Consider the following 22,416-nt stretch of genomic DNA (forward strand, 5'->3'; position numbering starts at 1 on the left):
CCGCCTGTCGTTGGTGTTATCTCACATGTGAGTTACCGTCGTAGGCATGACGACGGACGCACCGACCGACGACTACAAGGGCCGGATCGGGAACCTCATCCGCGACGCCCGCAAGCACCGCGGCCTCACCCAGGCCCAGCTTGCGGAGCGGCTGGCCACCAGCCAGAGCGCGATCAACCGGATCGAGAAGGGCCACCAGAACCTCTCGCTGGAGATGCTGGCCCGCATCGGCGCGGCCCTGGACTCCGAGATCGTCGCGCTCGGCGCCGGTCCGACCCACCTGCGGGTGAAGGGACCCACGACCCTCTCGGGCAGCATCGACGTGAAGACGTCGAAGAACGCCGGGGTCGCCCTGTTGTGCGCCTCGCTGCTCAACCGTGGCCGGACCACGCTGCGCAAGGTCGCACGGATCGAGGAGGTCAACCGCCTGCTCGAGGTGCTCGACAGCCTCGGCGTGCAGACGCGGTGGATCAACGACGAGAACGACCTCGAGATCGTCCCGCCCAGGGAGCTCGACCTCACCCGCATCGACGAGGAGGCCGCGCGGCGCACCCGCTCGGTCATCATGTTCCTCGGCCCGCTGCTGCACCGCGTGGACAGCTTCGAGCTGCCCTACGCCGGCGGCTGCAACCTCGGCACCCGCACCGTCGAGCCGCACATGTCCGCGCTGCGCCCGTTCGGCCTCGAGGTCAAGGCGACCGACGGGTGGTACCACGCCCAGGCCAACCGGGCGATCGTCCCCGGCCGCCCGATCGTGCTCACCGAGCGCGGCGACACCGTCACCGAGAACGCCCTGATGGCCGCCGCCCTGCACCCGGGGACCACGGTCATCCGCAACGCCTCGTCGAACTACATGGTCCAGGACCTGTGCTTCTACCTGCAGGCCCTCGGCGTGGACGTCCAGGGCATCGGTACGACGACGCTGACCGTCACCGGCCGCGAGACCATCGACGTGGACGTCGACTACTCCCCCAGCGAGGACCCGATCGAGGCGATGTCGCTGCTCGCCGCGGCGATCGTGACCCGATCGGAGATCACCATCCGCCGCGCGCCGATCGAGTTCCTCGAGATCGAGCTGGCCGTGCTCGAGGAGATGGGCTTCCGCTACGACCGCTCCGAGGAGTACCTCGCCGCGAACGGCCGCACCCGCCTGGTCGACATCACCACCCGCGCCTCGGACCTGGTCGCTCCGCGCGACAAGATCCACCCGATGCCGTTCCCGGGCCTCAACATCGACAACCTGCCGTTCTTCGCGGTGATCGCGGCGGTCGCCGAGGGCACGACGTACCTCAACGACTGGGTCTACGACAACCGCGCGATCTACCTCACCGAGCTCAACAAGCTCGGCGGCCGGGTCACCCTGCTCGACCCGCACCGGGTGCAGATCGACGGCCCGACGTCGTGGACCGGCACTGAGCTGGTCTGCCCGCCGGCGCTGCGGCCCGCGGTCGTCGTGCTGCTCGCGATGCTGGCCAGCAAGGGGACGTCGGTGCTGCGCAGCACCTACGTCATCCACCGCGGCTACGAGGACCTCGCTGAGCGGCTGAGCTCGCTCGGAGCGGAGATCGAGACCTTCCGCGACATCTGAGCGTCCTGCTGCCGATCGGAGCGTCATGAGCTACCTCCCGCCCGGCAAGGTCCTCGCGTTCGCGCACCGCGGTGGCGCCTACCACCCGGAGGTCGAGGGCCTGGAGAACACGATGGCCGCGTTCCGCCACGCGGCGTCGCTGGGCTACGACTACCTCGAGACCGACGTGCACCTGACCGCCGACGGGGTGCTGCTGGCCTTCCACGACGCCGTCCTGGACCGGGTCACCGACCTGCAGGGGCGTGTGTCCGACCTGACCCTCGCGGAGGTACGACGGGCGCGGATCGGTGGGCGCGAGGAGGTCCCGACGCTGGTCGACCTGCTCGACGCCTTCCCGGAGTGCCGCTTCAACATCGACATCAAGTCCGACGACGCCGTCGACCCGCTCGCCGCGCTGGTGCGTGAGCGGGAGCTGTGGGACCGGGTGCTCATCGGCTCCTTCTCCCGGCGCCGCATCCGCCGGTTCCGGGCGCTCACCGAGGGACGCGTGCCGACGGCCGCGGACCCGTGGCAGGTGGTCGTATGGCGGTTCTCCCCCAGCGCCCGGGTGGCCCTCCTGCTCGGCGGGACCGGGTTCGCCGCCCTCCAGGTGCCGCACCGGCACCGTGGGCTGCGGGTGACCACCCCGGGCCTGGTCCGCCGGGCCCACGCGGCCGGCCTCCAGGTCCACGTGTGGACCGTCGACGACCCCGCCGAGATGGCCGAGCTCCTCGACCACGGCGTCGACGGCCTCTTCACGGATCGCACCGACCTGCTCAAGGATGTGCTCCAGGGACGCGGCCAGTGGTGGTCCGCGCGGGGAGGGACGACGTGACGACCAGCATCGCGGACCTGGGTCCGCTCAACCGGGCCCGCGAGCAGCGCGCGTGGTACTTCACCGACTGGGCCACCTCGGCCTTCCAGACGACCATCGCCGGAGTCCTCTTCGCGCCCTACCTCATCGCGATCGCCGAGAACGACGTCGGCGAGCACGGCCGGCTCGACGTCCTCGGGCTCTCCATCGCGCCGGGATCCCTGCCGTCGTACGTCATCACGCTGTCGACGATCGTGAGCGCGCTGCTCTACCCGATCATCGGGGCCCTCGCCGACCGCACGTCCCGCAAGCCCGACCTCATGGTCGCGTTCGCGTGGGCGGGAGCGGTGGCTGCCGGGCTGCTGTTCTTCATGTCCGGCGAGAACTGGGCCTTCGGCAGCATCATGTTCATGGTCGCCAACCTCTGCGCGGGCTGTGCCGTGGTGGTCAGCGACTCGATCCTCCCGCTCATCTCCACCGAGGCCGAGCGCGACCGGGTCTCCTCCATCGGCTGGGCGCGGGGGTATGCCGGCGGCGGGCTCCTGCTCGCCGTGAACTTCGCCGTCGTGACCTTCCACGACGCGCTCGGCATGGGCCAGGAGATGGCGGTCCGGATCAGCATGCTCTCCGCGGCCGTGTGGTGGGCAGCCTTCATCATCATCCCGTGGCGCGGCATCCGCCGGCACGAGCCGGTCGCCGTCGAGGACGTCGAGGGCGGGATCCTGGCCCGGTCCTTCGGCCAGCTCTGGGCGACCCTCAAGGACCTGCGCAACTACCCCGTCGCGCTGACCTTCCTCGTCGCCTACCTCTTCTTCAACGACGGCATCCAGACCGTGATCGGGTCGGCGTCGATCTACGGCATCGAGGAGCTCGGCTTCGACGAGGGCCTCGTCCTGGGCACCTACCTTCTGGTCCAGGCGGTCGCGATGGGCGGGGCGATCGCCTTCGGCCGCGCCGCGGGTCGCTTCGGTGCCAAGAAGGTGATCCTCGCTGGTCTCGTGGGCTGGATGGGCATCGTGACCGTCGCGCTCGTCGTGCCCGACGAGCAGCTGGTCCCCTTCCTCCTGCTCGGGGTGGCCATCGGCGTCGTGCTCGGTGGCACCCAGGCGCTGGCGCGGTCCTACTTCTCGCTGTTCATCCCGCGCGGCAAGGAGGCGGCCTACTTCAGCCTCTACCACGCGATGGACCGGGGCACGTCCTGGTTCGGCACGCTCACCTTCGGCCTCGTCTACCAGTTCACCGAGTCCTACCGGCCGGCGATCTTCGCGCTCGTCGTCTTCTTCCTCGTCGGCGGGCTGATCCTGCTGCGGGTCGACACCGAGCGGGGCATCCGGGAGGCCGGCAACGAGCGGCCTGCCGTCATCTGACCGTCCTGCACCCGTCTCGGTTCGGAGTGCGCCGGGTACCGCCCGGACTGGTGCCCGACGGGCCGATCTGCCACTGTGACCTGATCCGGGAATTCGTTCGCGGTTGGAACTTTTTACCCGCGGGTAGCGTTGACAGGTAGAGACGAGACACGGGAGGTGGAGTTCTCATGGCTGAGCGGACATTGCGCGGCGCCCGACTGGGGGGCCAGTCGTTCGAGGACGAGCGCGGCATCGAGTTCGCGGCCCGGCAGCAGGTGGGCTACCGCTGCCCCCAGGGCCACGACTTCGAGATCACCATGTCGGTCGAGGCCGAGGTCCCGGCGATCTGGGAGTGCCCGCGGTGCGGTCTCGAGGCCGAGAGCACGGCCGGCATCGAGCGCGAGGTCAAGGTCGAGAAGCCTCAGCGCACCCACTGGGACATGCTGCTGGAGCGGCGCTCCGAGAAGGAGCTCGAGGAGATCCTCACCGAGCGTCTCGAGCTGCTCCGCGGCGGCGAGATCGGCCCCGCGCACCTGCACCGCGCCAACGCGCGCAAGAAGAAGCCGGCGAAGGCCTGACCCTCAGGCGTCGCCCTCGTCGACCCCGTCGACGTGCTGATCGACCACCTCGCCCTGGACCACCGTCGGTCCGGGGCGAGATGCATTTCCGGGCCCACCGGGACCCGCGGTCGTCGGGAAGCCCGCGTGCCGCGCGACCCGCTGGCCGGCGTACGCGACCAGCAACCCGCGGAACAGCGGGCGGGTCAGGGGGAAGATCAGCAGCACGCCGAGGGCATCGGTGACGAAGCCCGGGCTGAGCATCAGCGCGCCCCCCAGCACGACCAGGGCGCCGTCGGCGAGCTCCCGGTGCGGCAACCGGCCGGCCTCGACGCGCTCGCGCAGCAGGCGCCACGCGCGGCGTCCCTCGCGCTTGATCAGCCACGCCCCGATGATGCTGTCGAGCACCAGCAGCAGGATCGTCCACCACGGACCGATCACCTGGCCGACCTGGATCAGGACGACGATCTCGAGGACCGGGAGCACCACGAAGACCAGGAAGAGCAGCACCGCCGCGCGGCGGCTGCGCCGGCGTGCCCGGGCGAGGTCGGCGTCCGTGGCTCCGCTCATCGCCGCACCGCCTGCGCCCAGCGCTCGCGCAGCCCCCAGGCGGTGATGCGCTGCAGCGACTCCAGCGCGACCTGGCCGCTCATCTTCGACTCGCCGCGCACCCGCTCGACGAACTCGATCGGAACCTCGCGAACCGTCAGGCCCGCCCGCAGGGTGCGGGTGACCAGGTCGGTCTGGAAGACGTAGCCGGCCGAGCGCACGCTCTCGAGGTGCAGCTTCTCCAGCGTGGTGCGGCGGAACAGGCGGTAGCCGGCGGTCGCGTCCCGGACGTCGATGCCGAGCAGCAGCCGGACGTAGAGGTTGCCGCCGCGCGAGAGCAGCTCGCGTCGCCACGGCCAGTTGACCACGGAGCCGCCCGGCACCCAGCGCGAGCCGATGACCAGGTCGGCGTCCAGCAGGGCCCCCAGCAGCCGCTGCAGCTGCTCGGGCTGGTGGGAGCCGTCGGCGTCCATCTCCCCCACCACGTCGTACCCGTGGTCGAGCGCCCACGCGAAGCCGGCGAGGTACGCCGCACCCAGGCCGCCCTTGGCGGTCCGGTGCAGGACGTGCACGGCCGGGTCCGCGGCGGCGAGGCCGTCCGCGACGGCGCCGGTGCCGTCCGGGGAGCCGTCGTCGACGACGAGCACGTCGACGGCCGGCTGGGACGCACGGAGGCGACCCACGATCCAGGCGATGTTGTCCGCCTCGTTGTAGGTGGGGACGACCATCACGACACGTCCGAGGTCGGGCGTGTGGTCAACTGGCATCGCTGGTCTCCTTCACCGGGGCCGGCACGGGCCCGGCGGGCTCCTTCTCCCCTCGACGGTACGCGACCACGCCAGTGGCGATGGCAGCCAGGGCGACCAGCGCCAGCAGGCGGGTCGGCCACGGTCCGAGCCACATCGCCGGGGTCAGGCCGGTGGCGAGGCCGACCTCCTCGACCAGCACGGCCGGCTCGCGGACCGGTGCGGTGTCGACGACCGATCCGTCGGGACGGATCACCCCGCTGCGGCCGTTGGTCGAGGCGACGGTCAGCCACCGGCCGGTCTCTATCGCCCGCAACCGGGTGATCGCGAACTGCTGCTCGATCTGGTGGGTGAAGATGAAGCTGGCGTTGCTCGTCTGCACCGCGAGCAGCTCGGCGCCCGCGCGCACCTGCGGGGGCATCACGTCGTCGTAGGCGACGTCGAAGCAGATGGCGTCGGCGAGGCGGACCCCGGCCACGCGCAACGGCTCGGTGCGGGTCCCGCTCCTCATGTCGCGCGAGATCAGCGCGAGCTGGCCGAACTCGGGGTTCCAGATGTCGCGGTAGGGGATGTACTCGCCGTAGGGCACCGGGTGGTGCTTGGTGTACCGGTCCCCCGGTCCGGACCCGGGGCTCCACACGATGCCCTGGTTGAGCACGTGGTCGGGGCCGTCGGAGACGATGCCGCCGACCACGACCGGCACGTCGATCGCGGAGACGGCCTGGCGGATCCCGCTGTTGACGGGCGCGTCGTCGAACGGGTCGACAGCGGTGGAGTTCTCCGGCCACAGCACGAAGTCGGGCGCGGGCGCCCGGCCCGCGGCGACGTCGTCGGCGAGCTGCACGGTCGCGGCCACGTGGTTCTCGGTCACCCCGCGCGGGTCCCACAGGATGTCGTTGCCCGGCCCGGGCACGTTGCCCTGCACGACGGCCACCGTGGTGGTCCCGGTCTCCTCGACGGTGAACGGCACGACGGCGGGCACCACCAGCGTTGCGCCCACGCCGACCAGCGCCGCCGAGGCCGGCAGGGTGCGTTCCTCCACCGCGCGGGCGAGCAGGAACCCCAGCAGGGCCAGCAGGAAGGACAGCCCGGTCATCCCGACGTACGCCACGGCGGGCGCGACGGGCGTGTCGACGGCGGCAAAGGAGAGCCGGCCCCACGGCATGCCGCTGAACGGCCAGCCGCTGCGCGCGGTCTCCATGGTCGCCCACGCCGCGGCGAGCCACACCGGCCACCCCGGCAGCCGGCGCAGGACCGGGACGGCGAGGCCGAGCAGCCCGTAGAACGCTGCCTCGACGCTGGACAGGGCCAGCCAGGCGTCGGGCCCGATGGAGCCGCGCATCCACTCGATGTGGGTGAAGTAGAAGGCGATGCCGAAGAGCAGCCCGACCAGGCCGGAGCGTCGTACCGACAGCCCGGAGGTGGCCAGCGCGAAAGTCGCGACGCCGATCGGCAGCAGCCAGGCCCACGCGATCGGCTCGAAGGCCGCGGTGAGGAGGACACCCCCGACGACCGCGAGGACCGAGCGCTTCAGCACGCGCCGAGCCTAGAGGGTCGGTCCTTGCAGGCACGAAAGGGTTCGAGCCGCCTTCGGACCGTCCCGACATCCGACCGGCTGCCGACGCCCGGACGTTGTCTAGGGAGACCCGAACCCTTCCGGTCCGCCCTCGAGGAGCGAACCGACCTCCGCGAACCGTGTCCAGGCGGAGCTGGTGCTACTCCCCCGACGTAACGGCCACTCGGACGTCGGTCCGCCTGCCACGACCTGCACGGGCGAACGCCTCCGTACTTTGGTCAGCCTGACCCGCGCTGTCAACCGGCTCCTGACCTGCACAAACGCGCGTCTTCGCAGGTCAGGAACACCTCGCCGAAACGAAAAAAACTGCAGAATCCGGGACCTTGTCCGGCGTGTCGGCTTGCGTCGGAGCGGTGCTGTGCCGCGCGGTCAGCTGACCGGGCGGTTCTCGTAGTAGGTGGAGAGCACGATCGTGGTCCGCGTCGACACGTTCGCGGCCGTGCGGATGCGGCCGAGCAGGCCCTCCATGTCCGCCGGCGATGCGGTGCGCACCTTGAGGACGTAGGACTCCTCGCCGGCCACCGACCAGCACGACTCGATCTCGGGCATGTCCACCAGGCGGTCGGGGCAGTCGTCGGGCTGGGAGGGGTCGATCGGACGGATCGCGATGAAGGCCGTCAGCGGGAGCCCGATCTCGGCGTAGTTCACGGTGGCGCCGTAACCGAGGATCAGGCCGCGCTGCTCGAGTCGCTTGACCCGCTGGTGCACGGCCGAGGTGGAGAGCCCCGTCGCCCGCCCGAGATCGGTGTAGGACATCCGCCCGTCCTTGGCCAGGAGCTCCAGGATCTGCCGGTCGGTCGCCTCGACCGCTGGATTGCTGCTCTGACTCACACGGCCACCCTAGTGGGCCGGAGCCGCTCGTGCCGTGATGTCTCGCCGCGGCGCCACGCCCTAGTCTGGCCGGGTGACGGACCGCCTGCTGCTCCTCGACACCGCCAGCCTCTACTTCCGTGCCTTCTTCGGCTCGCCGGAGATCCTGTCCCCCGGTGGGACGAACGTGAACGCGGTGCGCGGGCTGCTGGGCTACATCGCCCAGCTCGTGGAGCAGTACGAGCCCAGCCACCTGGTCTGCTGCTGGGACGACGACTGGCGCCCGCAGTGGCGCGTCGACCTGATCCCGACCTACAAGGCGCACCGCGTGGTCGAGGAGGTCGCCGGCGCCCCGGACGTCGAGGAGGTTCCCGATCCGCTCGAGCTCCAGGTGCCGGTCATCCGCGACGTGCTCGGCGCGTTCGGCATCGCCGTGGTGGGCGCCCCCGGCTACGAGGCCGACGACGTCATCGGCACCCTGGCCACCGGCGCCGGCATGCCGGTCGACATCGTCACCGGCGACCGTGACCTCTTCCAGCTCGTCGACGACGCGGCCGGGGTGCGGGTCCTCTACGTCGGACGTGGGGTGGGCCGCCACGAGCGGGTCGACGAGGAGTGGGTGCTCGGCAAGTACGGCGTGCGCGCCGACCAGTACGCCGACTTCGCGACCCTGCGCGGCGACGCCTCCGACGGCCTGCCGGGCGTGAAGGGGGTCGGCGAGAAGACCGCCGCCAGCCTCTTGCAGAAGTACGACGACATCCCCGGCATCCTCGCCGCGGTCGAGGACCCCGCCAGCGACCTCGGCCCCGGCCCGCGCACCAGGATCCGCGACGCCGCGGCGTACCTGGAGGTGGCGCCGACCGTGGTCGCGGTGGCTCGCGACATCGACCTGCCGCGCGACGGCTTCGACCTCCCCCGCAGCCCTCGCGACCCGGAGCGCCTCGACGCCCTCGTCGAGGAGTGGGGCCTGTCCAGCCCGGTCGCCCGGCTCACCGAGGTGCTGGCCCGGCCCTAGTCCGAGGCGACGATCCCGCGGCGCAGCAGCTTCACCAGCGCCCGGGCGTTGTCACGCACCGGTGTGCCGGCCGCGGCGTCGGCGATCTGGCCGGCGAAGTCGATCAGCTGCTTCATCTGGCGGACGAAGTCGCCGGCCGTCTGGTCGTTGCGGGTGATCACCTCGTCGAGGTCATGGCCCTCCGCCCACCGGTACGCCGTCCACGCGAACCCGGGGTCCGGGCGACGCAGGAAGTCGAGCCGGTGCTCGCGCTCCAGCCGCTCGAGGTCGGCCCAGACCCGGATCATCTCGTCGATGGTCAGCGAGATCGCGCCACCCGGCACGGCCGGCGGTGCGTCCTCGGGACGCCGGGCCTCGTAGACCAGCGCGGAGAGCACCGCACCGAGCTGGGACGGCGACAGGTCGTCCCACAGCCCGCGGCGCAGCGACTCGGCCGCGACGAGGTCGAGGTCCGAGTAGATCCGCATCAGGCCGCGACCGCGGTCGCTCACCTCGTCCTCGTGGAGGTACTCCAGCGCCTCGAGCACCTCGCACACCCGGTCGAAGGTGCGGGCGACGGTGTTGGTCCGCCGCTCGATGCGCTGGGCGAGCGTCTGCGTGTCCTTCTCGAGCTTCGCGTGCCGCTCCGCCCACCGCGCGTGGTCCTCGCGCTCGGCGCAGCCGTGGCAGGGGTGCTCACGCACCTGGGCCCGGAGGGAGGAGATCTCGCGGGCGGTCTCGGCGTCCACGGGGCCACGCTCGGCACGGGGCCGGGTCACCGACGGCGGAAGTGCGCGCACAGCCTCGCGGACCGCCTGCGCGATGTCCTTGCGCTGGTGCGGGTTGCGGGCATCGATCTTGCGCGGCAACCGGATTCGGGCGACCGGCTCGACCGGGGTCGGGAAGTCCATCATCGCCAGCCGGCGGCCCTGGCGCTCCGCGGTGATGACCAGCGGCCGGTGCCCGCCCTCGGACAGGCCGGGATCGACGATGACGGCCGGGCCGGCGAACTTGCCGACCGGTACGACGATGACGTCGCCGGGGCGCAGCCGCTCCAGCGAGGCCTCCGCCTCGCTGCGCCGGTCCTGGCGGCGGACCTTGCTCGCCTCCTTCTCCAGCTCGGAGATCCGGCGCCGCAGCCCGGCGTACTCCATGAAGTCACCGAGGTGGCACTGGGCCGCCTCGGCGTAGCCGGCGAGCGCGTCCTCCGCCTTGCGCAGCTGCCGGGCCAGTCCGACGACGGCGCGGTCGGCCTGGAACTGCGCGAACGACTGCTCCAGCAGCTCGCGCGAGCGGTGCCGGCCGTAGGAGTGCACGAGGTTGACGGCCATGTTGTAGGACGGCCGGAAGCTCGAGCGCAGCGGGTAGGTGCGGGTCGAGGCCAGTCCGGCGAGCTCGCGCGGGTTCATCCCCGGCTGCCACAGCACGACGGCGTGGCCCTCGACGTCGAGGCCGCGGCGACCGGCCCGGCCGGTGAGCTGGGTGTACTCCCCTGGCGTGATGTCGGCGTGGGTCTCGCCGTTCCACTTGCTCAGCTTCTCCAGCACCACCGTGCGGGCCGGCATGTTGATGCCCAGCGCCAGGGTCTCGGTCGCGAAGACGATCTTGATCAGCCCGCGCAGGTAGAGCTCCTCGACGCACTCCTTGAACGCGGGCAGCATCCCGGCGTGGTGGGCGGCGATGCCGCGCGAGGCGGCGTCGAGGAAGTCGTGGTAGCCCAGCACGTGGAGGTCGTCGGAGGGCAGGCCGCCGAGGGTGCGCTCGACGTAGTCGATCACCTCGTCGCGCTCGTCGGCGTCGGTGAGCCGCAGGTTGGCGTCGAGGCACTGCTGCACCGCCGCGTCGCAGCCGGCCCGGCTGAAGATGAAGTCGATGGCCGGCAGCAGGTTCTTGCGCTGCAGCTGGTCGATGACGTCGATGCGCGACGGGATCCAGATCCGGCGGCCGTTGCCGACGGCGCGGGGGTTCTTCGACGACCCGGGCTTGCCCTTGCGCGGGGAGCGGCGATCACGCATGAGCCGGCTGCTGGCCCAGTCGTCGCGGGCCAGCTTCATCAGCTCGTCGTTGACCGGCGCGCCCTCGCGCACGAACCCGGCGGCGGCGTCGACGTCGGAGGAGGCGAACAGGTCGAGCAGACGACGACCGACCATGACGTGCTGGAACAGCGGCACCGGGCGACGCTCGGCGACGATGGTCCGGGTCGTGCCGCGCACGGTCTCGAGCCACTCGCCGAACTCCTCGGCGTTGGAGACGGTCGCGGACAACGAGACCACCGAGACCGACTCGGGGAGGTGGATGATGACCTCCTCCCACACCGCGCCGCGGGCGCGGTCGGCGAGGTAGTGCACCTCGTCCATCACCACGAACCCGAGGCCGGTGAGGGTCTGCGAGCGGGCGTAGAGCATGTTCCGCAGCACCTCGGTCGTCATCACGACCACGGGCGCCTCGCCGTTGACGCTGGTGTCGCCGGTGAGCAGGCCGACCCGGTCGGCGCCGTAGCGGTCGACGAGGTCGCTGTACTTCTGGTTGGACAGCGCCTTGATCGGCGTGGTGTAGAAGCACTTGCGCCCGGTCTCGAGCGCCAGGTGCACCGCGAACTCGCCGACCACCGTCTTGCCGGCACCGGTCGGGGCCGCCACGAGCACGCCGTCGCCGTCCTCGACCGCCTTGCAGCCCTCGACCTGGAAGTCGTCGAGCGGGAAGGGGTAGCCGGCCCGGAAGTCGCGGAAGACCGGGTGCGCCTTGTCCCGCTGGTACGACGCGTAGCGCTCCGCGGCGGTGGGCCCGTCGTGCTCCGGGGTGGTCATGCGCGCACCGCCAGGGCGCCGGGGACCGCCTCGACGCTGAGCGGGAGCGCGCCGAAGCGCTCGCCGTCGGCGTACCCGACGATGCCCGAGCAGGCCACCGTCACCCGCTTGACGCGGTGGTGCTCGTACTGCGGATGGGTCACGTGGCTCCCGTCGTAGAGCTTGGGGAAGGTGCGGACCAGCTCCAGCCGGCTGACCGGCTTGATCAGCACCACGTCGAGCAGGCCGTCGTCGAGCTCGGCACCGTGGGTGATGCGCAGGCCGCCGCCGAAGGACGGGCCGTTGCCGATCGCGACCAGCATGGCGTCGAGGGTCCGCTCCTGCCCGTCGAGCTCGAGGACGTACCTCAGCGGCTGGAAGACGCGCAGCTCGGCGAGCGTGGCGAGGTTGTAGCGCATCTGGCCGCGTGGCCAGCGCATCCGGTTGGCACGCTCGTTGACGACGGCGTCGAATCCGGCCGCGAGCACGCCACCGAAGTAGCGCTCGCCGACCCGGGCGACGTCGACGGTGCGGACCGACCCGTTGATGATCCGCGACGCCGCGGCCGCACCGTCGCGCAGCGGCAGGTCGAAGTAGCGCGCGAAGTCGTTGCCGGTGCCGGCGGGCAGGATGCCGAGCGGGACGTCCGTCCCGGCCAGGGCCTGGATCGCGGCGTTGACCATCCCGTCCCCGCCGCACACGACGAGCACGTCCGGGCGCTCGGCCGCCGCGACGCGCGCCAGGTCGACGGCGTCCTCGGCGTTGCGGCTGGTCAGCGTGGTCGTGTGCCAGCCCGCGCCGTGGAAGCGCGGCAGCGCCTCGTCACGCATCCGGGCGGCGCGACCCTTGCCCGAGGTCGGGTTGGTCAGGACGACGACACGCGGCACGGGGCCAGCCTAGTCAGGGCCTCACAGGTCCAGCGGGCTCGCCTCGTCGGGCGACAGGCCGGCGTTGGGCGAGCGGCCCGCACGGCGGCGGTCGTTGAGCCGGGCGATGACCTCGGAGATGAGGAAGAGCACCACCATCGGCACTGCCATGAAGGTCATGGTGAACGGGTCGCCGGACGGGGTCATCACGGCGGCGAAGATGAAGCAGCCGATGATCATCCACGGCCGGTGCGCACCGAGGGTCTTGCCCCGGAGCACGCCCGCCATGTTGAGCAGCACCACGAACACCGGGATCTCGAACGCGATCCCGAAGCCGAGCAGGGTGCGGCTGAAGAAGGTCAGGTAGTCGTTGAACTCGACGAGGTTGGTGAGCTCGTCGGGGTTGAGCCCGATCAGGATCTCGAGGCCCTTGGGCAGGGTCACGTAGCCGAGCAGGATGCCAGCGACGAACAGCGGCCCCGCGACGGCGGCGAAGATGCCGGTCCACTTCTTCTCGTGCCGGTGCAGCCCGGGCAGCACGAACGCCCAGATCTGGTAGAGCCAGACCGGGCTGGACCCGATGATCGCGGCGAGGCCGCACAGCTTCAGGTAGAGCAGGAAGCCGCCGGCGGCGCCCGAGGTGGTCGCCTCGGTGGAGCCCGCCTCCAGCTGCTCCTGCGCCGCGAGGTAGGGGTCGAGGACCAGCTGGAACAGCGGGTCGAAGAAGAACAGCGCGATGCCGAAGGCCAGCAGGACGGCCAGGCCGGACTTCAGGATGCGTGCACGCAGCTCCCGCAGGTGGTCCGACAGCGCCATCCGCCCGTCCTCACCGATCGGGTGGACCGGCTTCCCGACGAGGAGTCGCGCGACTCCGGCAATGCTCATTCAGGTGGACAATCAGGTCGACACACGGGTGGGCAGGCTCGCGTCGAGGGTCAGGCGTTCTTCTCGCGGTGCTCGTCGACGATCTCGCCCTCGGCGACGTCCTCGTCGGCCGGGGTGAGCTCACCAGTGGCCGGCGGCGTGGCGGGCTTCTTCTCGTCGTCGCGCAGGCCCTTGGTCTCGGCCTTGAAGATCCGCAGCGCCTGGCCGGTGCCGCGAGCGAGGTCGGGGAGCTTGGCCGCACCGAAGACGAGGATCACGATGGCCAGGATGATGAGCCACTCGGCTCCCTGGGGCATTCCGATCAGGGCAGACATCGGGAGACCAACTCTCACTTCTCAGGTACGGCGGACCTCACCATGCTAGCGCGCCGGCACTGCCCGTCTCGGCTCAGCGGTACAGCTGCAGCGTTTCCCGGGCACTGTCCCTGAAGGAACCTGCCAGGTCTTCGGGAGCCACCACCTCGGCGTACGGCGCGAGGCGGAGCAGCAACCGGGTCACCCACCGCCGGTCGACCACCACCAGGTCGACCTCCGCGCTGCCGTCGTCGGCGACCCGCACGTCGCGCACCGGGTAGTACTCCGTGGCCCACAGCGCCTCCGGGCCCAGCCGCAGGGTCGCGACCACGTGGTCAGGCCCGTCGACGTCGGCGAACAGCCCGCCGCTCAGGTCTCGCGGCGGGCGCGGGTCGGTGGCCGTCGGGGTGTCGAGCACGTCGAGCTTGGTGATCCGGTCCAGCCGGAACAGCCGCTCCCCCTCCGCGCGGTGGCACCAGGCGTCGAGGTAGCTGAACACGCCGTGGTTGACCACCCCGCACGGATCGACCACCCGCTCGGACTCCTCGTCGCGCGAGGGCACGTAGTAGGTCAGCCGCACCTGCCGCCCGGCCGCCACCGCCTCGTCCAGCGCCCGCTTGCGGTCGGCCACCACCACCTGCTGCACGTCGCGCGGCGAGGGCGTCACGTCCACATGGGCCGCCGGCGCGGTCGCCGCGGCACCCTCCAGCTTCTCCAGCACCCGCGCCACCAGCGTCCGGGTCTCCCCCTGCGAGGTGTCGCGCAGCATCCGCAGCGCCACGATGATCGCCGACGCCTCCACCGCGGTCAGCTTGAGCGGCTTCGCGAGGTAGTCGGCGTTCTCCACCCGGATCACGCCCTCGGAGATCACCCCGCCCCCCTCGGACTGGATGGCGTCGAGGTCCACGTCGATCAGGTCACCCGGCAACCCGCCCGGCAGCCCGCACATGAACAGCACCTTCAGGTCCCGCAGCACCTGGTCCGACGTCGTCCCCAGCAACCGCGCCGCCTCGTCGAGCCGCACCCCGTCGCGGTGGTGGAGGAACGGCACCAGCGTCAGCAGCCGCGCGACCTGGTCGCGGGCTCCGGACGGGGCGGGGGTGGCGCGGCTCATCGGGGGGCTCCGGGGGGTTGCGGTTTGGTCCCAAACCGCAGGTCTCCACGGCGTGTCGCTGCAGTTTGTGACCAATCGTGAGGGGTTCGGGGCGGAGGTGGGCCGATCCAGCCCCTCGGCGAGCTGGACGGCGTGGGAGCCACCGCGCCACGGCCGGCAATGCGTCGATTGGGCAAGAACGGCAGTTCCGTACGGCGTGTCGTTGCGGTTTGGGACCAAACCGCAGCCCCCGACCCCCTCATCCGGCCACCCTCTCCAGCCGCTGGACGACCCGCTCCCSCMCCGCCACCGGCTCGAGCAGCACGACGTCGGCGCCGTGGGCGAGCACGTCGTCGGCCAGGCCCATGGTGGAGCGGACCAGCTCCACCCGGTCCCAGCGGGTGCGGTCGTCGGGGCCGTCGACGCCGACGTCGACCCGGGTGGCGGCGCGGCGGAAGGTGTGGCCGGTGCCCTCGCGGACCAGCAGCACGGCGTGCTCGGTGGCCGACGGCGGGGCGAGGCGGCGGGCGATGTCGCGGACGTCGGTGTCGGTCGGCACGTCGTACGCACCGGGCGGACCGACGAGGCGGACCTCCCCCTGGACCCGGGAGAGCCGGAACACGCGCTCGTCGGCGCGGTCGAGGTCGTAGCCGACGAGGTACCAGCGGCCCGAGTAGCGCACGACGCCCCACGGCTGGACGTGCCGGGTGCGCGGCGCGTCGTCACCAGGGCGGCGGTACTCGAACTCGATCTCGTTGCGCTCGCACACCGCCAGCCAGCAGCGGTCGAAGCCGGGCTCCTCGGCGGTCAGCAGCGGCTGCGCGATGTCGAGGGCGTCGAGGTCGACGTCGATGCCGGCGGCGGAGAGCTTGCGTACGGCGTCCGAGGTCGCCTGCGCCATCGTGGCGTGCTGCCAGACCCGGGAGGCGAGGCCGACGACCGCGGCCTCCTCGTTGGTCAGCTCCACGTCGGGCAGCGCGAACGCCTCGGGCGGGATCCGGTAACCGACCTCGTCGTCGAAGAGGGGGTCGATCGGGGCGATGTCGATCGGGACGCCCAGGCTGCGCAGCTCGTCCTTGTCGCGCTCGAACATCTTCTCGAAGGCGTCCGGGCGCGAGTCCGGGTAGAGCAGCTCCCGGATCCGCTCCTTCGCGATGGGGCGGCGCTGCACGAGCAGCATGATGAGGAGGTTCAGCAGCCGCTCGCTCTTGGGTGCGGGCATGTCCCGATTCTGCCCCTTGCGCTTTACTCCGCGGGAGTGCCGGACGACGACGCGCCGTCGCCCGGGTCGGCAGAACCGGTCGGCTCGGGCTCGGGCTCCGGTGCCGGCTCCACGTCGGCGACGTCGAGGATGTCGACGACGAAGTACAGCGTGGAGTTGGCGGGGATGTCCTCGCCCTGCGCCTTGTTGCCGTAACCCAGCTTCGGCGGGATCTGCAGCAGCACGCGGCTGCCGACCGGGAGGCCGACCAGGCCCTGCGACCAGCCCTTGACGACCGAGGCGTTCGGGCCGCCGACGACGGCCTCGAGGGCGCGACCCTCGCTGAAGCTCTCGTCGAACGGCTTCTTGCCCTTCGGGATCTGGCCGAGGTAGCTGGCGAGGATCTTCTGGCCCTTCTTCACCACCGGGCCGGTGCCCTTGACCAGGGTCGCGACCTGGAGCTTGCCGCTCGGCGCCGGGGCACCCTTGAAGTCGAGGCTGGCCGGGACGCCGTCCTTCTCCACGATCTTCGGCGCCCACGCCGGCGCCTTGCCGGCCGCGCCAGCGGGCTCGGCGACGCCGGTGACGTCGACGACGATGAGCAGGCCGTCCTCGTTGCCGATGTCCATCGAGGCCATCGCCTGCTGCACGGTGCCGTTGCCGAGGTAGTCCTCCAGCAGGGTGTCGCTGCCCACGGTCACCGCGACCCGGGCGCCGACCTTCGTGCCGGGCTCGATCTCGACGGCCTGGGTCAGGATGTCGGCGACGCTCTGCGGCTCGGCGTCCTCGCCGACCTTGACCAGCGAGCCGACGTTGTAGTCGTTGCCCTCGTCGTCGGGGTACGTCGTGTAGTTGACCTTGTGCGTGAAGCCGTTCACGACGGTGAAATTGATCTGCGCGACGTCGCCCTTCTCGAGCTCCACGCCGTCGCCCTCGGCGATGACCCTGGTCTGCGCCTTGCCGGCCTCGAGCGTGCCCTTCCAGTCGATCTCCGGGGCGGAGCCGGACTGCCCGCTCACGGTGACGGCGTCGAAGCCCTCGAGGGTCGAGTCGTCGCTCCCGCACGCAGCCAGCGCCAGCGAGGCGGGCAGCAGGGAGGTGACGAGCAGGGTTGCGGGTCGGGGCAGGCGCTTCAGCACGCGCAAACCTTACCGACTCGCCCTGACGGTGGGGCCCGGGTGGGCTACATGCCGTCGATCAGGCGCTGCACGCGCTCGTCGTACGCCCGGAAGGGGTCCTTGCACAGCACGGTGCGTTGCGCCTGGTCGTTGAGCTTGAGGTGCACCCAGTCGACGGTGAAGTCGCGGCGCCGCTCCTGGGCCCGGCGGATGAACTCGCCGCGTAGGCGGGCGCGGGTGTTCTGCGGCGGGACCGACTTGGCCTGGAAGATCCGCAGGTCGGTGGTGGCCCGGGTGACGGCACCGCGCTTCTCCAGCAGGTAGTAGAGGCCCCGGCCGCGGTGGATGTCGTGGTAGGCGAGGTCGAGCTGCGCGATGCGCGGGTGGCTCATCGGCAGGCCGTGCTTGGCGCGGTACCGGTCGATCAGCTTCCACTTGATCACCCAGTCGATCTCGCGGTCGACCAGTCCGAGGTCGTCGGACTCGACGGCCTTGAGGGTGCGCTCCCACAGGTCGAGGGCCCGCTCGATGACCGGTGTGGCGATGCCGCGGCGGTCGACGAAGTCGCGGGCCTTGGTCAGGTACTCCGCCTGGATCTCCAGGGCGCTGGCCTCGCGGCCGTTGGCCAGGCGCACCTTGCGACGGCCGGTGACGTCGTGGGAGATCTCGCGGATCGCGCGGATGGGGTTCTCCATGGTGAGGTCGCGCATCACCACGCCCTCCTCGATCATCCGCAGCACCAGGTCGCAGGAGGCGACCTTGAGCAGCGTCGTCGTCTCGCTCATGTTCGAGTCGCCGACGATGACGTGGAGGCGGCGGTACTTCTCTGCGTCCGCGTGCGGCTCGTCGCGGGTGTTGATGATCGGGCGGCTGCGGGTGGTGGCGCTGGAGACGCCTTCCCAGATGTGCTCGGCGCGCTGGCTGACGGCGTAGCTGGTGCCGCGCGGGGTCTGGGTGACCTTCCCGGCACCGACGATGATCTGCCGGGTCACCAGGAAGGGGATGAGCACGTCGGCCAGCCGGCTGAACTCCCCCGCCCGACTGACGAGGTAGTTCTCGTGGCAGCCGTAGGAGTTGCCGGCGGAGTCGGTGTTGTTCTTGAACAGGTAGATCTCGCCGGCGATGCCCTCGTCGTGCAGCCGCTGCTCGGCGTCGAGCAGCAGGCCCTCGAGGACCCGCTCCCCCGCCTTGTCGTGGGTGACGAGGTCGACGATGTCGTCGCACTCGGGCGTGGCGTACTCCGGGTGGCTGCCCACGTCGAGGTAGAGCCGGGCGCCGTTGCGGAGGAAGACGTTGCTCGACCGCCCCCAGCTGACGACCTTGCGGAACAGGTAGCGGGCGACCTCGTCCGGGCTGAGCCGGCGCTGGCCCCGGAACGTGCACGTGACGCCGTACTCGTTCTCGATCCCGAAGATTCGGCGGTCCATGTAGGCACATTACTGGCCGGGGCGGTATCGGGTACCGGACGCGCATGAACAGTCCCGAGAACTTCGACGCCCGCACCGCCGACGGCACTGCTGACGGTGCCGCCGCTCGGCCCGCGGACAGCCGGTCCGTGTGGTTCGGCCACCCCCGGCCTGGCCCCTTCCCCGCACCCCCGGAGCGCACCACCTGCGACGTCGCGGTCGTCGGCGGCGGCCTGGCCGGCCTCGTCACCGCCCTCCTGCTCGCCCGTGCCGGGAAGTCGGTCAGCCTGCTGGAGGCCCGACAGATCGGCGTCGGCACCTCGGGGCACACCACCGGGAAGGTGAGCTTGCTTCAGGGCACGAAGCTGAGCCGGGTGCTGCGCTCGAACCCGCCGTCGGCGGCGAGGAAGTACGTCGAGGCGGGCCGTGAGGGCCAGGCCTGGCTGCGCCGGTACTGCGAGGAGCGCGGCCTGCTCGTGCACGAGGGCCACGCGACGACGTACGCGACGACGAAGGTGGGCGAGGCCAAGGCCAAGGCCGAGCTCGCCGCCGCCCGGCTGGCCGGCCTCGACGTGACCTGGACCGAGGAGACCGAGCTGCCGTTCGAGGTGCGCGGCGCCGTGCGGCTCGAGGACCAGATCAGCATCGACGCGATGGAGGTCCTCGCTGCGCTTGCTGCCGACGTCGTGGCCGCCGGCGGCGGGGTGCACGAGGGCGCCCGGGTGCGCTCGGTACGCCGCGACGGCGAGCGGGTCAGGCTGGAGGTCGAGTCCGGCGCCGTGGTCGACGCCGGAACCGTCGTGCTCGCCACCAACCAGCCGATCCTCGACCGTGGTGCCTTCTTCGCCCGCCTCCAGCCGTCGCGGTCCTACGCCGCGACCCTGGTCTCGCCGTGGACGCCCGAGGGCCTCCACCTCTCGTCGGACCGCCAGACCCGGTCGCTGCGCTCCGTCATCGACCCGGTCGACGGCAAGGAGCTGCTCATGGTCGGCGGCGGCGGCCACGTGACCGGCCGCAGCACGCCGGCCGACCGCGTCGACGAGCTTCTCGACTGGGCGCGGGAGACCTTCTCCGGCTCCGAGCTGCGCCACGTCTGGTCCGCGCAGGACCAGTCGCCGGCTGCAGGCCTGCCGTACGTCGGCCCGCTGCTCCCCCGCGACCACCACATCCACGTCGTCACCGGCTTCGACAAGTGGGGCATGAGCACATCCCCCGCCGCAGCGCTGCTCCTCGCTGCCGACATCCTCGGCGGCAACGTCCCGCACTGGGGCTCGGCGCTGCGCACCTGGGCCCCGCGCGAGGTCCTCGGCGCCGGCCGAGCCGCGATGTACAACGCCGAGGTCGGCTGGCACATGGCCTGCGGCCTCGCCTCCCGCCCCTTCCGCAAGGACCAGCCGCCCCTGTGCACCCACCTCGGCGGTGTCCTGCAGTGGAACGACGCCGACCGGTCCTGGGACTGCCCCCTGCACGGCTCGCGCTTCCGGGCTGACGGGGAGGTTCTGGAGGGGCCGGCGACGAAGCCGTTGGGGTAGGCCTAGGGTGCTGCGGTTTGGTCCCAAACCGCAGGAAACCGGCTCCGGATCATGCAGTTCGTGACCAAACGACGGGGGTGGTGGACCGGTACCACCGGTTCATCACCCGCTCGCGGCCGTCTGGTCCGTAGAGGGAGTCGCGCACGAGGTTGCGCCACGCCAGGAGTCGGCGGGCCTGCTGCGAGCGACCGAGCAGCCGGTCCAGCTCGTTCATCACGGACGCCGCATGGTTGAGCAGGTCGTCGAGGGTGTAGCCGCGACGGGCGTACCCGTGGTTCACCAGCGCCCGTTCCCGACGCAGGTCGTGACGGTGCACCTTCGGCGTCCGGTGCCCGGCACCGTCGTACTCGTGGACCTGCTTCGTCCCGGACACGATCAGGTCGGCTCGGGCGATGAAGCGGCCGGCGTCGTCGTGGAGGTCGACCTGCGACTCGGTGGCCACCTCCATGGACTCGTGGAACCGACGCAGCAATGTCTCGCCCGCCGACTCGGAGCGTGCGTCGCGGCTGAGCCAGACCTTACGGAGGAGACGAGTGCCCGGCCGCCGCGACGCCAGTACCTCGTCGATGGCCCCCTCGTCGAGGTGGCCGAGACGGGCGGCGGAGTCGACCATGATGGCGAGGTCGAGCTCGCCGAGGTCGCGCGCGGCCCGGAGGAGGATCTCGGCAGGCGCGTCGACCGGCAGCCCGTGCACGACGCCGGTGCGTGCCTCGTGCGTCAGCCGCGAGCAGACCAGGCCGGGGCGTCGCGGGCGGTTCTCGCTGCGGACGGCCACGAAGAACGGCACCTGCTGCGGCAGTGCCGGCAGCTGCCACCCGAGCAACCTCGCCGCCGTCACGTGGGTGAAGACCGCGTCCTCAGGCAGCACCATCCGCAGCGCGCTCAGGTCGAGCAGGAAGTTCTCCCACGGCGACAGGTGGCGGGTCTCGACGCGGTAGAGCCCGTGCAGCACCCGCCAGTGCCCCGTCTGGCGCACCTGCCCGCGAATCGCCCCGTCGGGCCCGACTTCCATGGACGAACTGTCGACGGACGCGCATCCGGTTTCAACCCGCCGGCCCCCGGGCTGTGGATGGCCGCCGTACGACGTCGCTGACTCGCGCCCCGTGAGGCACCGATTGGGCAGGAACTGCAACTCCAGCCCCCAATTTGTTGCGGTTTGGGACCAAACCGCAATGCCCGGACCAGCCCGCAGCCCCAGCCCTACACCGGCGGCGCGACCGGCGGTTCCCCGTCTCCCGCACCAGGGGTGGGCGGGAGGTCCGTGGGCGTCTCCGAGGTGTGGCCAGCGGGGGCGGTCTGGGCCGGACCCCGCTCGCCCAGCAGCTCGTCGAGCCGGGCCGGGAGGATGCGGCGGAACTTGCGCGGCTGCACCCGGGTCCGGTCGAGCACGGCGACCTCGAGGTCCTCGACCGGGATGACCCGGTCCTGCACCTGGCCGCCGTCGGCGCTGTGGCCGAGCGCGGCGACGGCCACGCGCAGCGCGCTCGCGAGGTCGGCGCCCTCGGTGTAGTGCTCCTTGAGGTACGACGCCACGGTGTCCGCGTCCCCGCCCATGACCGCGAAGCCGTGCTCGTCGGCGACGCGGCCCTCGTAGGTGAGGCGGTAGATCTGGTCGTCGGCGGCGGTCTCACCGACCTCGGCGACGAAGATCTCGACCTCGTAGGGCTTCTCGCCGCCGGAGGAGAAGATCGTGCCGAGGGTCTGGGCGTAGGCGTTGGCCAGGCCGCGGCCGGTGACGTCGCGACGGTCGTAGGCGTAGCCGCGCATGTCGGCGAGCCGCACGCCGGCGATGCGGAGGTTCTCGAACTCGTTGTAGCGACCGACCGCGGCGAACGCGAGGCGGTCGTAGAGCTCGGAGACCTTGTGCAGGGCCTGCGAGGGGTTCTCGGTCACGAGGAGAACGCCGTCGGCGTACTGCACGGCGGCGAGGGACCGGCCACGGGCGATGCCCTTGCGGGCGAAGTCCGCCCGGTCCTTCATCAGCTGCTCGGGCGAGACGTAGAACGGGGTGCTCATGCCTGGGGCTCCTCTCCACTGCCGGGCAGCGGGGCGACGGGGCCGTCGGGCCGCGCCATCCGGGCGTCGACCATCTGGTCGGCCAGCGTGGACAGGGTCTCGTCGGGCAGCCGCTGGACGCCGTCGGCGGTGACGACCCACACGACCGGGAAGATCCGGCGGGTCAGGTCGGGGCCGCCGGTCGCGGAGTCGTCGTCCGCGGCGTCGTACAGCGCCTGCAGGCAGACGCGGACAGCGTCGTCCTGGCTGAGGTCGGGGCGG

At 71.5% G+C, this 22,416-nt stretch carries 20 protein-coding genes and 1 pseudogene; 6 read left to right on the top strand and 15 right to left on the bottom strand.

From position 1 onward, the window contains the following. Positions 1–46 precede the first annotated feature (46 nt). The 4 genes from L615_RS01890 to L615_RS01905 all read left to right on the top strand — a co-directional run bounded on the left by L615_RS01890 (position 47) and on the right by L615_RS01905 (position 4,305). On the top strand, positions 47–1,588 hold the full coding sequence (locus L615_RS01890) for a UDP-N-acetylglucosamine 1-carboxyvinyltransferase (protein WP_028654933.1): 1,542 nt from the start codon (positions 47–49) through the stop codon (positions 1,586–1,588). Between the two features lie 25 nt (positions 1,589–1,613). Then, positions 1,614–2,402 carry a glycerophosphodiester phosphodiesterase gene (locus tag L615_RS01895; protein ID WP_145723924.1) on the top strand — a complete coding sequence of 263 codons (789 nt, stop codon included), beginning with the start codon at positions 1,614–1,616 and terminating at the stop codon, positions 2,400–2,402. Further along, on the top strand, positions 2,399–3,748 hold the full coding sequence (locus L615_RS01900) for an MFS transporter (protein ID WP_145723925.1): 1,350 nt from the start codon (positions 2,399–2,401) through the stop codon (positions 3,746–3,748). Before L615_RS01895 ends, L615_RS01900 begins: the two co-directional genes overlap by 4 nt. A gap of 167 nt (positions 3,749–3,915) precedes the next feature. Next, entirely contained in the window at positions 3,916–4,305 is a 390-nt protein-coding gene (locus L615_RS01905; protein WP_028654930.1) for an RNA polymerase-binding protein RbpA, read from the top strand. A gap of 3 nt (positions 4,306–4,308) precedes the next feature. On the opposite strand, the gene L615_RS01910 is transcribed toward L615_RS01905, so the two are convergent. The 4 genes from L615_RS01910 to L615_RS01925 all read right to left on the bottom strand — a co-directional run bounded on the left by L615_RS01910 (position 4,309) and on the right by L615_RS01925 (position 7,986). Then, positions 4,309–4,854, bottom strand: coding sequence for an FxsA family protein (locus tag L615_RS01910; RefSeq protein ID WP_145723926.1), 546 nt, complete (start codon positions 4,852–4,854; stop codon positions 4,309–4,311). Next, positions 4,851–5,600 carry a polyprenol monophosphomannose synthase gene (locus L615_RS01915; protein ID WP_145723927.1) on the bottom strand — a complete coding sequence of 250 codons (750 nt, stop codon included), beginning with the start codon at positions 5,598–5,600 and terminating at the stop codon, positions 4,851–4,853. The genes L615_RS01910 and L615_RS01915 overlap by 4 nt, the downstream gene beginning before the upstream one ends. Then, positions 5,590–7,116, bottom strand: coding sequence for an apolipoprotein N-acyltransferase (lnt, locus tag L615_RS01920; RefSeq protein ID WP_145723928.1), 1,527 nt, complete (start codon positions 7,114–7,116; stop codon positions 5,590–5,592). Before lnt ends, L615_RS01915 begins: the two co-directional genes overlap by 11 nt. Before the next feature lie 408 nt (positions 7,117–7,524). Beyond that, on the bottom strand, positions 7,525–7,986 hold the full coding sequence (locus tag L615_RS01925) for an Lrp/AsnC family transcriptional regulator (protein WP_028654927.1): 462 nt from the start codon (positions 7,984–7,986) through the stop codon (positions 7,525–7,527). A gap of 73 nt (positions 7,987–8,059) precedes the next feature. Between L615_RS01925 and L615_RS01930 the strand changes: the two genes are divergently transcribed. After that, entirely contained in the window at positions 8,060–8,980 is a 921-nt protein-coding gene (locus tag L615_RS01930; RefSeq protein ID WP_232221699.1) for a 5'-3' exonuclease, read from the top strand. Here L615_RS01930 and L615_RS01935 read toward each other — a convergent pair. The 8 genes from L615_RS01935 to pafA form a co-directional block, all read right to left on the bottom strand. After that, the gene (locus L615_RS01935; RefSeq protein WP_028654925.1) at positions 8,977–11,766 is read right to left on the bottom strand and encodes an RNA helicase; all 2,790 of its coding nucleotides are present in this window, start codon (positions 11,764–11,766) and stop codon (positions 8,977–8,979) included. The genes L615_RS01930 and L615_RS01935 overlap by 4 nt on opposite strands. Further along, positions 11,763–12,632, bottom strand: coding sequence for a diacylglycerol kinase (locus L615_RS01940; RefSeq protein ID WP_145723929.1), 870 nt, complete (start codon positions 12,630–12,632; stop codon positions 11,763–11,765). Before L615_RS01940 ends, L615_RS01935 begins: the two co-directional genes overlap by 4 nt. 21 nt (positions 12,633–12,653) lie before the next feature. Next, entirely contained in the window at positions 12,654–13,496 is an 843-nt protein-coding gene (gene tatC, locus L615_RS01945) for a twin-arginine translocase subunit TatC (RefSeq protein WP_145723930.1), read from the bottom strand. 50 nt (positions 13,497–13,546) lie between these two features. Next, positions 13,547–13,810, bottom strand: a complete 264-nt coding sequence (tatA, locus tag L615_RS23990; RefSeq protein ID WP_051485556.1) for a twin-arginine translocase TatA/TatE family subunit — start codon at positions 13,808–13,810, stop codon at positions 13,547–13,549. A gap of 73 nt (positions 13,811–13,883) precedes the next feature. Further along, the gene (locus L615_RS01955; RefSeq protein WP_145723931.1) at positions 13,884–14,903 is read right to left on the bottom strand and encodes a YafY family protein; all 1,020 of its coding nucleotides are present in this window, start codon (positions 14,901–14,903) and stop codon (positions 13,884–13,886) included. 238 nt (positions 14,904–15,141) lie between these two features. Beyond that, positions 15,142–16,104: a YafY family protein gene (locus tag L615_RS01960; RefSeq protein ID WP_145723932.1), complete on the bottom strand. Its 963-nt coding sequence runs from the start codon at positions 16,102–16,104 to the stop codon at positions 15,142–15,144. 23 nt (positions 16,105–16,127) lie between these two features. Next, positions 16,128–17,222 carry an FKBP-type peptidyl-prolyl cis-trans isomerase gene (locus L615_RS01965; protein WP_145723933.1) on the bottom strand — a complete coding sequence of 365 codons (1,095 nt, stop codon included), beginning with the start codon at positions 17,220–17,222 and terminating at the stop codon, positions 16,128–16,130. Between the two features lie 44 nt (positions 17,223–17,266). Then, positions 17,267–18,628, bottom strand: coding sequence for a Pup--protein ligase (gene pafA, locus L615_RS01970; RefSeq protein WP_028654918.1), 1,362 nt, complete (start codon positions 18,626–18,628; stop codon positions 17,267–17,269). A 44-nt stretch (positions 18,629–18,672) separates the two neighbouring features. Between pafA and L615_RS01975 the strand changes: the two genes are divergently transcribed. Next, positions 18,673–20,139 carry an FAD-dependent oxidoreductase gene (locus L615_RS01975; RefSeq protein ID WP_145723934.1) on the top strand — a complete coding sequence of 489 codons (1,467 nt, stop codon included), beginning with the start codon at positions 18,673–18,675 and terminating at the stop codon, positions 20,137–20,139. A 49-nt stretch (positions 20,140–20,188) separates the two neighbouring features. Here the strand turns inward: L615_RS01975 and L615_RS01980 are convergent, their stop codons facing one another. The 3 genes and pseudogenes from L615_RS01980 to L615_RS23995 form a co-directional block, all read right to left on the bottom strand. Then, complete coding sequence (locus L615_RS01980; RefSeq protein ID WP_145723935.1) at positions 20,189–21,151, bottom strand: hypothetical protein; 963 nt, start codon at positions 21,149–21,151, stop codon at positions 20,189–20,191. Positions 21,152–21,339: 188 nt separating this feature from the next. After that, the gene (gene prcA / locus L615_RS01985) at positions 21,340–22,155 is read right to left on the bottom strand and encodes a proteasome subunit alpha (RefSeq protein WP_028654915.1); all 816 of its coding nucleotides are present in this window, start codon (positions 22,153–22,155) and stop codon (positions 21,340–21,342) included. After that, positions 22,152–22,416: pseudogene (locus L615_RS23995) on the bottom strand (proteasome subunit beta); the annotation flags it as partial. The gene prcA and the pseudogene L615_RS23995, both read right to left, overlap by 4 nt.

The organism is Nocardioides sp. J9, assembly GCF_007829375.1.
Lineage (GTDB): Bacteria > Actinomycetota > Actinomycetes > Propionibacteriales > Nocardioidaceae > Nocardioides.

Excerpts from the sequence above, each read along its gene's own strand:
- L615_RS01905 (WP_028654930.1), top strand. The coding sequence starts at position 3,916 with ATGGCTGAGCGGACATTGCGCGGCGCCCGACTGGGGGGCCAGTCGTTC.
- L615_RS01935 (WP_028654925.1), bottom strand. The coding sequence starts at position 11,766 with ATGACCACCCCGGAGCACGACGGGCCCACCGCCGCGGAGCGCTACGCG.
- L615_RS01955 (WP_145723931.1), bottom strand. The coding sequence starts at position 14,903 with ATGAGCCGCGCCACCCCCGCCCCGTCCGGAGCCCGCGACCAGGTCGCG.
- prcA (WP_028654915.1), bottom strand. The coding sequence starts at position 22,155 with ATGAGCACCCCGTTCTACGTCTCGCCCGAGCAGCTGATGAAGGACCGG.
- pafA (WP_028654918.1), bottom strand. The coding sequence starts at position 18,628 with ATGGACCGCCGAATCTTCGGGATCGAGAACGAGTACGGCGTCACGTGC.
- L615_RS01915 (WP_145723927.1), bottom strand. The coding sequence starts at position 5,600 with ATGCCAGTTGACCACACGCCCGACCTCGGACGTGTCGTGATGGTCGTC.
- tatA (WP_051485556.1), bottom strand. The coding sequence starts at position 13,810 with ATGTCTGCCCTGATCGGAATGCCCCAGGGAGCCGAGTGGCTCATCATC.
- L615_RS01975 (WP_145723934.1), top strand. The coding sequence starts at position 18,673 with ATGAACAGTCCCGAGAACTTCGACGCCCGCACCGCCGACGGCACTGCT.
- tatC (WP_145723930.1), bottom strand. The coding sequence starts at position 13,496 with ATGAGCATTGCCGGAGTCGCGCGACTCCTCGTCGGGAAGCCGGTCCAC.
- L615_RS01895 (WP_145723924.1), top strand. The coding sequence starts at position 1,614 with ATGAGCTACCTCCCGCCCGGCAAGGTCCTCGCGTTCGCGCACCGCGGT.
- L615_RS01980 (WP_145723935.1), bottom strand. The coding sequence starts at position 21,151 with ATGGAAGTCGGGCCCGACGGGGCGATTCGCGGGCAGGTGCGCCAGACG.
- L615_RS01890 (WP_028654933.1), top strand. The coding sequence starts at position 47 with ATGACGACGGACGCACCGACCGACGACTACAAGGGCCGGATCGGGAAC.
- L615_RS01910 (WP_145723926.1), bottom strand. The coding sequence starts at position 4,854 with ATGAGCGGAGCCACGGACGCCGACCTCGCCCGGGCACGCCGGCGCAGC.